Origin of the sequence: Methylobacter sp. Wu8, from assembly GCF_036440755.1 — a bacterium.
Taxonomy (GTDB): Bacteria; Pseudomonadota; Gammaproteobacteria; order Methylococcales; family Methylomonadaceae; genus Methylobacter_A; species Methylobacter_A tundripaludum_A.
Genome location: NZ_JAZGVT010000059.1, coordinates 64,574 through 77,537, shown reverse-complemented (window position 1 = coordinate 77,537; position 12,964 = coordinate 64,574). Strand labels below are relative to the sequence as shown.

The 12,964-nt window shown below is 48.8% G+C and carries 14 protein-coding genes and 1 tRNA gene; 11 read left to right on the top strand and 4 right to left on the bottom strand.

The window, feature by feature from the left end; genetic code table 11:
- Positions 1-260: 260 nt before the first annotated feature.
- Entirely contained in the window at positions 261-530 is a 270-nt protein-coding gene (locus V3O24_RS08975) for a hypothetical protein (RefSeq protein ID WP_331307007.1), read from the top strand.
- 106 nt (positions 531-636) lie between these two features.
- On the opposite strand, the gene V3O24_RS08970 is transcribed toward V3O24_RS08975, so the two are convergent.
- Complete coding sequence (locus tag V3O24_RS08970) at positions 637-1,968, bottom strand: IS110 family transposase (RefSeq protein WP_331307006.1); 1,332 nt, start codon at positions 1,966-1,968, stop codon at positions 637-639.
- Positions 1,969-2,430: 462 nt separating this feature from the next.
- On the opposite strand from V3O24_RS08970, the gene V3O24_RS08965 reads away from it, so the two are divergent.
- The 3 genes from V3O24_RS08965 (at position 2,431) to V3O24_RS08955 (ending at position 4,081) form a co-directional block, all read left to right on the top strand.
- Complete coding sequence (locus V3O24_RS08965; protein ID WP_331307005.1) at positions 2,431-2,670, top strand: hypothetical protein; 240 nt, start codon at positions 2,431-2,433, stop codon at positions 2,668-2,670.
- 186 nt (positions 2,671-2,856) lie between these two features.
- A complete protein-coding gene (locus tag V3O24_RS08960) occupies positions 2,857-3,672 on the top strand; it encodes a hypothetical protein (protein ID WP_331307004.1) in 816 nt (271 codons plus the stop codon).
- Between the two features lie 40 nt (positions 3,673-3,712).
- Complete coding sequence (locus V3O24_RS08955) at positions 3,713-4,081, top strand: hypothetical protein (RefSeq protein ID WP_331307003.1); 369 nt, start codon at positions 3,713-3,715, stop codon at positions 4,079-4,081.
- 205 nt (positions 4,082-4,286) lie between these two features.
- Here the strand turns inward: V3O24_RS08955 and V3O24_RS08950 are convergent, their stop codons facing one another.
- The 3 genes from V3O24_RS08950 to V3O24_RS08940 form a co-directional block, all read right to left on the bottom strand.
- Positions 4,287-4,979, bottom strand: coding sequence for a hypothetical protein (locus tag V3O24_RS08950; RefSeq protein ID WP_331307002.1), 693 nt, complete (start codon positions 4,977-4,979; stop codon positions 4,287-4,289).
- A 261-nt stretch (positions 4,980-5,240) separates the two neighbouring features.
- Positions 5,241-5,327, bottom strand: a tRNA-Leu gene (locus V3O24_RS08945).
- A 113-nt stretch (positions 5,328-5,440) separates the two neighbouring features.
- Positions 5,441-5,998 carry a Slp family lipoprotein gene (locus tag V3O24_RS08940; RefSeq protein WP_104423144.1) on the bottom strand — a complete coding sequence of 186 codons (558 nt, stop codon included), beginning with the start codon at positions 5,996-5,998 and terminating at the stop codon, positions 5,441-5,443.
- 159 nt (positions 5,999-6,157) lie between these two features.
- Between V3O24_RS08940 and V3O24_RS08935 the strand changes: the two genes are divergently transcribed.
- The 7 genes from V3O24_RS08935 to V3O24_RS08905 all read left to right on the top strand — a co-directional run bounded on the left by V3O24_RS08935 (position 6,158) and on the right by V3O24_RS08905 (position 12,732).
- Positions 6,158-9,412 carry an SNF2-related protein gene (locus tag V3O24_RS08935; RefSeq protein WP_331307001.1) on the top strand — a complete coding sequence of 1,085 codons (3,255 nt, stop codon included), beginning with the start codon at positions 6,158-6,160 and terminating at the stop codon, positions 9,410-9,412.
- Positions 9,413-9,503: 91 nt separating this feature from the next.
- Entirely contained in the window at positions 9,504-9,737 is a 234-nt protein-coding gene (gene vapB, locus V3O24_RS08930; protein ID WP_331307000.1) for a type II toxin-antitoxin system VapB family antitoxin, read from the top strand.
- Entirely contained in the window at positions 9,737-10,135 is a 399-nt protein-coding gene (vapC, locus tag V3O24_RS08925) for a tRNA(fMet)-specific endonuclease VapC (protein ID WP_331306999.1), read from the top strand. Before vapB ends, vapC begins: the two co-directional genes overlap by 1 nt.
- A 431-nt stretch (positions 10,136-10,566) precedes the next feature.
- Positions 10,567-11,109 (top strand): hypothetical protein, encoded by a 543-nt coding sequence (locus V3O24_RS08920; RefSeq protein ID WP_331306998.1) that lies wholly within the window; start codon positions 10,567-10,569, stop codon positions 11,107-11,109.
- 110 nt (positions 11,110-11,219) lie between these two features.
- Positions 11,220-11,681 carry an RDD family protein gene (locus tag V3O24_RS08915; RefSeq protein ID WP_331306997.1) on the top strand — a complete coding sequence of 154 codons (462 nt, stop codon included), beginning with the start codon at positions 11,220-11,222 and terminating at the stop codon, positions 11,679-11,681.
- Between the two features lie 88 nt (positions 11,682-11,769).
- Positions 11,770-12,081 carry a hypothetical protein gene (locus V3O24_RS08910; protein WP_331306996.1) on the top strand — a complete coding sequence of 104 codons (312 nt, stop codon included), beginning with the start codon at positions 11,770-11,772 and terminating at the stop codon, positions 12,079-12,081.
- A 168-nt stretch (positions 12,082-12,249) separates the two neighbouring features.
- Complete coding sequence (locus V3O24_RS08905) at positions 12,250-12,732, top strand: hypothetical protein (RefSeq protein WP_331306995.1); 483 nt, start codon at positions 12,250-12,252, stop codon at positions 12,730-12,732.
- Positions 12,733-12,964 lie beyond the last annotated feature (232 nt).

The window sequence follows — 12,964 nt, the reverse complement described above, 5'->3', positions numbered from 1 at the left end:
CAACCTCATTGTTTGATGATAAACGATCCCTCTGATGAGGGCTTGAGGTTAAATTTTAATTGTTTTATCGGGGGCTGTTCAGCGGGGTGTTCTCCGCGGTAGCGGCTTCGTCCAACAGGCCGGTCAAGTGGGACGCGCCGCCCGTTGGCGGTTTTGGGGTTTTGGTTTTTATCAAGGTTCGTGGCTTCGCTTGGCTTCCTTTAGCGGCACGCCCCTTACCGTAACGTTAGGCGTTTTGACAATATCAGCGGAGGTGTAAAATGCAAGAACTTGAAGTTACATTTGGTCGTGCCGCACAAGTTTGGTGGGCGTTTACTTGGAGAGCTACGCTGTATGCTCTTTTGTCTAGTGCGATAATTGGAGTCGTTGTCGGTCTTATTTGTGCTGTCCTTGGCTTCGATTCTCAACGATTACTCCCATTTAACTTACTTTTGGGTGCAGCAGTCGGGATTCTTGCTTCCATTTGGGTTATATCCAAAATCTTGAACAAGAAATTTTCATCCTTCAGAGTTGCCCTCATTCAGGACTAGAGGTCAAGTTTATCTGAGGCGAAGCGTCATAGTTGTTCGCGTGTTATCTGTCATGTGTTTGGCCTCTCAAGAAGCTCATTTTAACTAGTTGATATAATTTGTATTTTTAAACGCCTTCGGGCACAGGAATCAATTGAAAACCAAATTTCTCTGCGTGTTTGGTTAAGTTTTTAATGACCCGTTGGCGATATTTTTCTTCATAATATTCTTGTCCTTGATCCACATAGTCTTCCCCTTTGGTGAGCATCGCATAAATCAACCGAGCCAGTTTATGGGCGCAAGCGGTGACGGCTTTGGCTTTGTCCATGCGGCCACAAAGTCTTCGGTAGTACGCGCCTAAAGCCGATTGGCTGGCGCGTAAATTTACCGCTGCCATTTTGAGTGCTTGCGCAGCACGGTTGGTGGTGCGACTCGTTGCTGCCGAGATTTTTTTACCCCCGGATATTTTTGTTCCAGGACACAATCCCAACCACGAGGCAAAATGCTTGGCATCTTTAAATCGTGATAAGTCAGCACCGATTTCTGCCAACACCTTAAACGCGGTCGTCACATCAATGCCATCAATCCGCGTTAAATCCACACCGCACATTTGCATCAACAGCGTTCTGACATCAAAGTTCGGTGCATTTTTAGACTTGCCGCCGCGCCGCTTGGGTTTCTCGGCTTTTAGGTCGTTGCGGGCAAGGTCTTTGAGCATTTTTTCCAATTGTTGGTCACACTCCATGAGCTGCACAGCATAGGCATCATACAAGGCCACGGCTTGTTTAAGGGCGAATAAATGCTCTTCCCGCCAGTTGCCCTGCAAGGCTTTAGCGATTTCCTCCTCGCTGGCTTTGATGTGATTATTACGGTATTTTGCCAACACCTGTCCATCGCATTCGCCTGCCAGAATGGCACGAATAATTTTCTGTCCCGTTTCGCCCACCACATCGGAAATCACTTCCGTCAACAACAGGTTCATTAGCAGTAGGGCTTTTTGAATATGTTGAATGTGCTTGGCTTGATTGCGCAGTAACATGTCTCTTAGCCGAGCTACCGCCCGTAATGCACAGAAGTCGCCCTGCGGCCGAAATGCACCCGACAGCAGGCCAAAACTCATCAATTGTTGTAACCACTGGCAATCCAGTACGTCCGATTTGCGCCCGGAAACATTTTTCACATGCCGGGCGTTGACCAGATAAACGGTAAAACCCTTTGACTCCAGTAACTCAAACAAAGGAATCCAATACACGCCGGTGGATTCCATCGCCACCGTATCCACACTACACGCAGTCAACCAATCTGCCAGTGCATAAAGATCTCCGGTAAAGCTCAGGAATTCACGCACGGGTTGCTCGTCCCTGTCAGGCGGCACTGCCACGAAATGGCTGGATGCACCAATGTCGATACCCGCAGCGTTGGGATGGGTGAGTTCAAAATGATTCTTGATTTTGCTCATGGCGATGTCCCCCTATTAGAAAAAAGCCTACACCGCTGTGGAAACGTCTTATAAATCACTCTCTCAAACGGGATAATCAGGGAAACTGACTTCACCAATATCACCGACGTATTCCTAAACCACGCTAACATTCGGGCGCGAACGCACCATTGGCTAATCGGTATTTAGCGGTGTAGACTACCTTGCAATTGTATCACCGCACTTTGAGCTTCTTTAAAACACCTTCCGGCTTTAGGTGGTTACTTCGCTACCTGAACATTATTATCAGTTTTGTTTTAATGATTTGCGTTTGGTGCGAAGAGGCGTTACTGCGGGTCTGTCTGGTGACAACTTCAACCCAGTTAGAGATAGGTGGCTTAATGGAATCTGTTGTCTCTCAAAAGTGCGCCAGGGTTCGATTCCCAATCCCGCGCCAAACTTATACTTTTTAATCGAATATTTACAACCAATGCGGAGTCCACCTTGAAAAATATCCCAAATGAAAACCTAGATAGAGAAGTTGATAAATTTTTAAATATTATTGAGAAGATTGCTCACGGACAATATAGCGATGAAGAAGCGCTTGATAAACTTAACGAGCATTTCGATAAAATAAAAATAAATGAACCTCATTTATTTGAAAATGTACATATTTTTGAGCGCGTAAAAGAAGGACTTAACGAGGTTGGTTTTAAAATCGATAAAAAATGGCAGATTGGGTAGGATGGGCCGAGTAGCTTTGGCGGGTTCTGCCGGGCCTAACAAGTCGGTCAAAGGGACGCGCCGCCCGTTGGCGGTTTTGGAGTTTTCGTTTTTATCAAGGTTCGGTGACTTCGCTAAAGCTCAGTGAGCGGCGCGCCCCTTACCGTAACGTTGGACGGCGTCACACACTAGGTGAACAATAACTTCATGAAAGAAATTATGTACGACTACAACAGCGTCTTGATCGTCTCCGCTCTATTCATTTGCATGCTTTTTGCCATGGAAATAGGCTTTCGTAGCGGTCGTCGCAAACAGGCAAGTGCGACTGAGGCGATCACGCAAGCCAATGCCGTCCTGGCCGCGATGCTGGGTCTGCTGGCGCTGTTGCTGGCATTCACATTCTCGGCGGCGCTACAACGCTACGAGAATCGTAGCGAGACGGTCGTGGCCGAAGCCAATGCCATCGGAACCACGTATCTCAGAGCGCGACTCCTTCCCAAGGGGATGCCCGATGAAGTGCAGAAGCTGCTCCGCCAATACCTGGATGTTCGTATTCAGGATGGCCGTGTCGATGCTACGGAACCCGAATTGCACGAATCGCTGCTGCATCAAGCGAAACTGATGGAGGCACAACTCTGGAGCCGCGCAGTGAAGGCAGCAGAACTGGACCCAGGACCTGCCACCAGCGGATTGTTCCTCCAGTCGCTGAATGAACTCATCGACACATCCAGCACAAGGGATGCGTCCCTGGATCGGCATGTACCGGAGATCGTACTCTTCCTGATGTTCGCGACTATTGTTATGACAACGGGCACGCTCGGCTATGCCTCCGGGATCGCCGGGCATCGGGTCACCCTCGCGGCATTCGTCCTGGTGACGCTCATCGCTCTGGTCGTCTACCTCATTCTCGACCTGGACAGACCCCGACGCGGCGCCATTCAGGTAAACCATGAAAGTATGCTGAGCCTTCAGCAAACCATTGGAGCCGCCCAACCCGGCAGTCAACCGGACGCTGCGCGATAAAGCCGCGCAGCGCCTGTTACTTCTACGTTATGTGCAATAGATGATGGAAAAGAGCATTAACAAATGGAAGTGGGCGTTTTTTATATCGACGGCACTTTTAATTTCTGCTGTTGCCTTTCTGCTTTATGTGGTAATGGATCAAGGCGTCACAATTACTTACATGTCTCAAGGGTATCGTGATACCGAAAAAGACCTAGAAAGGCTGGCAAAAGTATTTCCAAAAGATGTCTATTCCAAAAAAGATATAGTTTATTTGTTGAGGCGTGAATACCCAGAAGCATTTATTGTTGAAAGAAAATGTACGGTTCAATTAAGGAGGCTTCGTTTTGAGTTTAGCGAAACAGGAAAGCTTATTGATATCAACACAAAGGCTGAGTCTTCACCAGAGTATGAGTGTGGTGGCACATAACACGTCGCTCCAGCCGACATCGGCTGAGCTGCCGACATCGGCTGAGCTAGACGTTATGCATTTGGAAAGGTTGGCGACATATGAACGAAGCTAAAGATGACGAATCCGATAAAATTAGCAAGCGCCTGGATGGAGCTTGCGAAATCAGGAGCTACGTGACTCCAATCAACACCGAAGGATAATGCTGAGGAATATTCTCTTCCCCTTACTTAGTTTTCGCCTTTACAGTGGCAAGAGAAACAATCCCCTCTTCCGAATATAACGTTACGCTAAGGAGTCCCTGAATGTTATCCCAGCGCATCACATGTTCATTGCTAAAAGTCGCATCCTTTGCCTGGAGACCAAGCAGCTCCAGAGTATCTTTGCTGTACGGGGCCTTGCCCAGGCTTCCTTTTACGTTAACTTCTTCCACCTTGCCGTCGATAAATTCAACACTCACATTACCGTCGTTGAATGAGCAATTCAGGGCGGATTTCGATTTTGTCCTGACGCAAAAAACAGGGTCGCCAAGCAACTTTAGTATCTCGGCTTTGGTTTTCCCTTCGAGTTTTTGGCTATAAGATGGATTACGGAATGTTCCGTTTACGGTAATCCAATCCGCTTTGCCGTCGATGAATACAATATCAATTTCGTTGTCCTGAAATGAGCAGTTCAGGACTGACTCCGCCTTGGAACAGAAAACAGGCTCACCCAGTAGCACTTCAACTTCGGCTTGGGTTTTCCCTGCGATCTTTGGAATATTAAATAACATCCCGGCAGGCGGTGCTGGTTCCTGGACAACCGGCTGTGCTGCCGACGGCTCTACCGGGTGGAGTTGCGGGACATTCCTGGCGGCCGCCATCATGACAACGAAAAGCAGCACAAGCGCCGCTATCTCGTATTTAACAAAAGCCGGCATTTCCTGTTTGGTAAGTGCGCAATACCGGCATTTTTTGGCTTTTGCGTTAATCCTGTTGCCGCATACTTTGCAAATCTTCAATGCCATAGTGATATCGTGTCTTTATTGTGTCGGTAGCGTTGTTTGGTCATGATTCCCCAATCATCTCCATCGTGTCAAATGCCGAAGGTGTTGATGGTTACTTATTTTGGGGCGAACTACGGGGATTTTCAGACATAAAAAAAGAGCTTTAAGAAAACTCTTAAGCCCTTTGATTGTGTATGGTGCCTCGGGCCGGAGTCGAACCGGCACGTCCTTTCGAACGAGGGATTTTAAGTCCCTTGCGTCTACCAATTTCGCCACCGAGGCATCGATAACTTTGGTAAGCCGCGTATTATATAGCAACAAAAAAAATAAACTAGACCTATCTAAGATTTTTTGGGCTATCTACGTCGAAAAGCCATGCCGTTTTAACTCAACATTTAACGATAACGGAACGGTCCGCGCACGAATGGAGAAGCCGATGGCCAATAGTAATTCCCCCAATAATACGGATAACCGCCATAAAAAGGATCATAACCATAGCCGAAACTATCGTAATAATTAGTGTACACATAAACCGGCCACAGGTAGGTGGTCGAGGCTGAAACCACCGGCAAGCGTATAAGTTTTTTGCCTATCGTGCGTTCCATATCGCCGCTAAGCGTTCCCGCTACAGTGATTTTTGTGTCTTTGGTGTAAACGGCCGGATCGAGAAACTCCGGGCTTTTGATAAGAAACCGTCCCTCAGCCTGTTGATCTGTCTCCGGCTCACCCTCGCTGTCGAGCGGGTAAGACAACACCTGCACCAGACTGAAATTTTGTTCATTTTCCACATCGATAATAACCCCGCCCCAACGCACCGGCGCATTGTTATAACTGGCTATCTTTTGGATGGCCTGGGTATAGGAAATATCGTACAAAGGGGGATTTCTTATCGCAAGCGGCAAACTCGAACATGCGCTCAACAATAGACAGATGGGTAATAAGCACCTTTTCATATTTTTCTCCTGCTGTTTACAGATTTTCTACCACCAAATTTTAATCGTACTTAACCAGAAATCGGCAAATAAAGCTATTGTTAAAGATACCTATCCCCTACAACTTCGCCGGATTGCAGTACAATAAGCGCTTTGTCCAACTGTTCGCCCATGCCTGCTATGATTAAACAAAAAAAACTGCTTCGCTCCGATATACGTTACGAATGTGGCGACGCTTTTTATGAGCGCGGACGCAGTTATTTTGAAAAGGGCATGGTGCTTAGTCTCACAGTTAAGAGCGAAGGGGCCCTTTTTGTACAGATTAATGCTTCCGTAAAAGGCAGCCATAAAGACCCATACCGGCAAAACATCCGCATCGTCTGGCGGCCTGATTATAGTGCAGCTGAAATTGAAGGCGATTGCACTTGCCCTGTCGGCTATAACTGCAAACACGTTGCCGCCGCCTGCCTGATGTATCAAAACTCCAGCCAAGGCTTTGCTGCACCGAATGCAAAATCCAATTGTCTGGACTGGCTCGACAGCCTTCATCAACAAACGCCCTGGCAACACGACGCCTCGCAGGAGTTTATTGCGTATATCCTGATACCCGGCAATGCAAAACACGAATTCACTGTCGATTTTTTAATCACCAAGGCAAAGAAAACCGGCGGTTTAAATAAGGGCAGAAAAACGACCTTGAATAATCTCCGTTACAGCTACTCCTATCTTAATTACGTTCAGCCGGGAGATCAGGAAATTGCCAAACTGCTGACGGCGCTTAACCCCGCTTTTAAAGACGAACCCTTGATTGCCGGCGCCACCGGTTATTTGGCCTTGTCCAAATTATTGCAAACCGGCAGGCTGTTCTGGCAAAACGTAGAACGGGCTCCGCTAACAAAAGGAACCGACCGCGATTTAAAATTTAACTGGCGGACAGCCGATAACGGCGATTTTCAATTAGCCGTCGAAATCGACCCGCCCGCTTTCCTGCTGCTGACCGAACCGCCGCAATACCTGGACGGCGCTTTGGGCGTGATAGGCGCGCTCCAGACCCACAACCTCTCGGCCGAGCAACTTAAACATATTCTGGCCGCCCCACGCATTCCGGCCGAGTATGCCGATGAATTCAGCCAGCGTCTGATTATCGAGCACCCCAGCCTACCGCTGCCTGCTCCCAAAAAGGTCGAGTTAATCGAAGCCGACGAACTAACGCCTACGCCCAGACTATTACTGTTCGGCCATCAGTCGACGCCCCAACAGTACATCCATTTTATGGCGGTCGGTTTTGTGTACGGTGAGTGGACCATTTCAGCGATCCCACCGGAAGACTACAGCGCCGTAAAAACCGAGCGTGGACTGGTGCGGATTAAACGCGACATAGAAACCGAACAGTCGGCAATACACCGCCTGATTGAACTTGGCTTTGCCCCCGCCCCTTCCATTGAAACCGGCGTACAAGAACTGCTTTTGTATAGCCCGGCAAAAACCGTCATGGACAGCGCCGCGCGCTGGGGGGACTTTCTGCAAAACACCCTGCTGGAGCTGGAACAGGAGGGCTGGATTATCGACATCGACGAAAGTTTCCTGCTTAATTTCCAGACCGCGCAGAACTGGGACGCGCAAATCAGCGAAAGCCAGCAGGACTGGTTTGAGATGCGCTTTAACATAGAAATCGACGGCCAACCCATGCCGTTACTGCCGTTGATTATGCCGGTGCTGGAAAACTACGACCCGGAAAACCTGCCGGAAATGCTCAGCATACCTCTCGGCGGGCATAACTATCTGAACTTGCCCAGCGACAAAATCAAGCCGTTCCTGAACGTATTGATAGAGCTGTTCAACAGCAGCACGATGGACAAAGACGGCACGCTGAAACTGTCCCGCTTTAACGCCGCCGCACTGGCCGACATGGAAGAACAAAACTACGGCCTGTTCAGCATAAGCGGCGGTAAAGAGCTGCGGGAACTGGGGCAAAAACTGAAAAACTTTACCGGCATTCAGGATGTCGCCCTGCCTGCCAATTTGCAGGCGGAACTGCGGCCTTACCAGCAGCACGGACTCAACTGGCTGCAATTTTTACGGGAATATAAATTCTCCGGCATACTCGCCGACGACATGGGCCTCGGCAAAACCATACAGACGTTGACCCACCTGTTGCTCGAAAAACAAAGCGGCCGGATGAATCTGCCCACGCTGATCATCGCGCCGACCAGCCTGATGAGCAACTGGCGGCGGGAAACCGAACGCTTCACGCCCGACTTAAAAATATTGATCCTGCAGGGCACCGAACGCAAACAGCTGTTCTACAAAATCAGGGACTACGACCTGATCCTGACCACCTACCCCTTGCTGTCCCGCGACGAGGAAACGCTGCTGGAACACGAGTACCATTACCTGATCCTGGACGAAGCCCAGATCATTAAAAACCCGCTGTCCAAAGCCGCCCAACTGGTGCGCCGCATCAAAGCCAATCACCGGCTTTGCCTGACAGGCACGCCGATGGAAAACCATCTGGGCGAACTGTGGGCGCAATTCGATTTCCTGATGCCGGGCTTTTTAAGCGACAGCGCCACGTTTAAAAAAACCTACCGAACCCCGATTGAACTGCATGGCGACAGCGAACAACGGGCGCGGCTGTCGCGCCGGGTCGCGCCGTTCATGCTGCGCCGCACCAAACAGGACGTCGCCACCGAATTGCCGCCTAAAACCGAAATCATCCGCTCGGTACCGTTGTATGCAAAACAGGCCGCGCTATACGAAAGCATCCGCCTGACCATGGAGAAAAAAGTCCGCGACGCGATCGCCGAAAAAGGCCTGTCGCGCAGCCACATCACCATCCTGGACGCCCTGCTTAAACTGCGCCAGACCTGCTGCGACCCGCGCACCCTGCCGCTGAAAGAAGCGCAAAAAGTGCAAGAATCCGCCAAACTCGACTTGCTGATGGAGCTGTTGCCGGAACAGCTGGAAGAAGGCCGCCGGATACTGGTGTTCTCGCAATTCACCCGGATGATTGCGCTGATTGAAGGCGAATTGAACACCCGAAAAATCGGTTACGCCAAGCTGACCGGCCAAACCCGCAACCGCGACGAACCCATAGAACGCTTTAAAAGCGGTGAAGTGAACGTGTTCCTAATCAGCCTGAAAGCCGGCGGTGTCGGCTTAAACCTGACCGAAGCCGATACCGTGATTATTTACGATCCCTGGTGGAACCCCGCAGCAGAAAGCCAGGCCGCAGACCGCGCCCATCGGATCGGCCAGGACAAGCCGGTATTCATCTACAAGCTGATTACCGAAAATACCGTGGAAGAAAAGATTATCGCGATGCAGGACAAAAAACGGGCATTGGCCGAAGGGATTTATAAGGGCGGGGCGAAAGAGGAATCGTTGAAGCTGACGGCGGAGGATCTGACGGCTTTGTTTGAGCCGTTGATATAAATTTTTACAGCTTAAAAAAGCGCATAACCGCTGGCTTGTCTTATATTTAAAGGTATATATAATGCGTATATAGCTTTTTATGAGGTGCTTTATGTCGACTGGATCAGTTTTTGTAAACAACCGAACTCAGGCCGTCAGACTTCCCGCTGAAACCCGCTTTCCTGAAAATGTAAAAAAGGTCACTGTACGCGTGGTGGGTCAGGATCGCGTACTATCTCCCACTGACAGAAGCTGGGACAGTTTTTTTCTATCCGAACAACGCGTTACTGATGATTTTATGACTGAACGCGCATCACAGGAACAGCAGGAAAGGGAAGCGTTTTAATGCTGAAATACATGCTGGACACCAACATTGCAATTTATGTAATCAAGAACCGTCCGCTTAATGCATTAGCCAATTTTAACCGCCATGCCGGTCAAATGTGTATCAGCGCTATCACGCTTGCCGAGCTATTGCACGGTGCAGAAAAAAGCGCCAAACCGGAACATAACCTGTGGCAGGTTGAAGATTTTATTTCCCGCTTGGAGACACTGGATTACGGCAGCAAAGCGGCGGCTCATTACGGCGATATTCGCGCCGACCTTGAACGCAAGGGAACCCCGATTGGCGTTAACGATCTACACATCGCAGGCCATGCAAGAAGCGAGGGTCTGACGCTGGTTACTAATAATCTTCGCGAGTTTGAGCGTGTTGAGGGGTTGCGGTTGGATAATTGGGTTTAAGTTGCGAGCGACTGAGAACTGCCATTATCTGCCGTAGAAGAGTCTTTGGTCACTGACTGCAAACTGGCTCATTGCAGCCAAAACCTGACATCACTTATTTATAAACCCAAAGGACTTTTAGCTTCTTTAATCGTCACACTGGGTACTGTATGAGTGTGATCATCGTTGTTTTCAAATCGCTGTGACCAAGCAATTCCTGAATGGTGCGAATTCGACGTTGGTCTGTAAAAGATGACTGGCGAAGCTGTGGCGAAACGTATGCGTCGACGCGCGTTTGCCGATGTGGCCAATTTCACCTATTGGCGCAGTTTGGATGATATACGGAAGGGTAAAATCTTTGCAGTTCACAAATTTATTGTTGCGGCCTAGGTTTGGCGGTAGATATACTGTTAACAGCTTAATAACTTGTTAGAGCTTGAAACGAGGAAAAAATGGACATTGACGAGGGCTTTATTGCCGCAAGATTAGCTGCCAAAGCTGCGGAGCAGCTTATAGACGCCCCAACCGCAAAAGAGGCAGCCAAAAAGGTGGGAACAACCGTCGCCAATGCTAAAGCCGTGAAAGCTATTGCAGGTGCCAGCGCGGTGGGCGGAACAGTCGCTGGCGCTTCCGGTGCAAGCATTATGAGCACACTCGCAACAGCGGGCGCCGCTGTGGGTGGAGGAGTGGTCGCCGGCGTTGGGGTAGTTGCTGGGGCGGCGGGAGCTGGTACCGCCACCTTGCTCAACAGAACCGTATTTGAAGATAGCAAGGAAGCGAAGGTAGGCACGTATGCTGGCGCAGTAGCAGGCACAGTTGGTTCATTAGGGACCTTGGCTGTTGCGGGCGCGGGTCCCTCGGGTCTCGCTGCTATAGGGAGCGTAGTCGGCGGCGGCATGGCAGCGGGTGCTATTGGGCTTCTCGCCGCACCAGTAGTTGGTGCCGCCTTGGTCGGCGGCGCGGTCTATTGGGTTACAAAGAAGAAAAAGCTCTAACCTTTCAATCAACGGGAACGCGGAATCAATCTATGCTTAATCTTCATTCTCTTCACCGCGTCCCGTTATTTCTACGTTATGCCTCTTAACAAAAATCAGGAAAATAAACGATGAAAGAAAATGAAATGACCGATATGCAATATGCTGGATTCTGGTTTAGGGTAATAGCAGTAATCGTAGATGAAATTATATGCACCATTGCAGCAATTCTTGTGGTGCTTCCATTAGGATTTGCACTGGGGGCATCTATGGCAGGCACATCGACCATAGAAGAAATTAAAGCAGCAGGCGAGGGATTGGGCTATGTATCGGGTATATTGATCCATTGGTTGTATTTTACCGTCTCAGAATCATCTGCATGGCAAGCAACACTTGGCAAGAAAATGTTTGGGCTGAGAGTGACTGACATGAATGGGAATAAAATTAGTTTTGGTAAAGCAAATGGTAGGTATTGGTCAAAAATCATTTCCGCTCTGATTTTGCTAATTGGATATATCATGGTTGCGTTCACAGAGCGTAAGCAAGGACTTCACGATATTATTGCGGGTACTTTGGTTATGAAAAAGGCATAACATTGCGCTCAACCGGAGCGCGGTTATAATGCGTTTTTGTTTTTTCAGCTTTCCGGGCCGCGCCCGGTTAGGGTACTCAATAAAACACATGAGCATCATCGAAAAATTAAAAAAATGGTATCGCGGCGTTTATGTTCCGCCCGATATGTCGATAAGCTCTTTCGCTTACATTGGCCACTACGAAAAACCATTGCTTGCGAAATTAATTTCTCCGTTTGTTGATTTTTGGTTGAAGCATTGGCAAGTGCTTTTTCCTACCATATTGGCCGCTGCCGTTGCGCTTTTTATTCACTTCGATTCCCGCACCGACACCAGCGGCAAACCCCAAGAGAAAGAAAACCATCAAATAACTGGAACTAATCATGCACAAACTCCCTCTCAAGGCGCTCATTTCAACTGATTGAAAATGAATAATATTTTATGAGCACCATTACAACACCTTCCGGGTTTAGGTGGTTACTTCGCTCTCAAGGCGCTCAACCGGAGCGCGGTTATAATGCGGTTTTGTTTATTCGGCTTTCCGGGCCGCGCCCGGTTAGCTTTACGTTAAAAGTCACAAGGAGATAATGTGCAAGAAGTCTACGAAAGAGTAATCGTCACGAATGACCTCTCATGCACTCATGGGAATAGCGAGCTTGCTGTAGTTCACGCTTGCAAGAGTCCTTGCCATCAAAATGCGGTAGGTTATAGAGGGAGTTTGTCAAACCAACACCCAAACTACCTGGTTCTTGAACAGGAAAATGATCTTTTTCTGAATATCATTGATCCGCCTGCGCCCTTGTTTATGCCGCCGCTATTTAGTCATTTCATAGAGTTTTCTAACAAGCACTGGTCGCAAGGAAAAAAGTTACTCATTCATTGCAATCAGGGTGAGTCAAGAGCGCCATCCTTAGCATTGCTATTCTTGGCGAAAGTAGTATCGGCAATACCTAATGACTCATATGAGGCTGCTAGGGAAGAGTTTGAAAAGCTCTACCCTATATATAATCCGGGAAAAGGCATTCAAAAGTACTTCTCAAAGAACTGGAGTGTCTTGGGAAGTAACTTTTAACACGTCGCTCCAGCCGACGTCGGCGCTGAGCTAGGCGTTGAATGACTGCTAATTGAATCCCTGCGACATTGAGCGCAAAGCTTCGAATGTCAACTAGGGGTCGATAGCGAACTCTTGATGCCAATCAGGCAATGTCCATGATGAATAAGCTCGGATACTGATTGATAGCAGAAAAGCGTTGCCCAGCCTATCCGGCGGCAGATTGGAAGGCGCTAATAAACCTACTATGCTA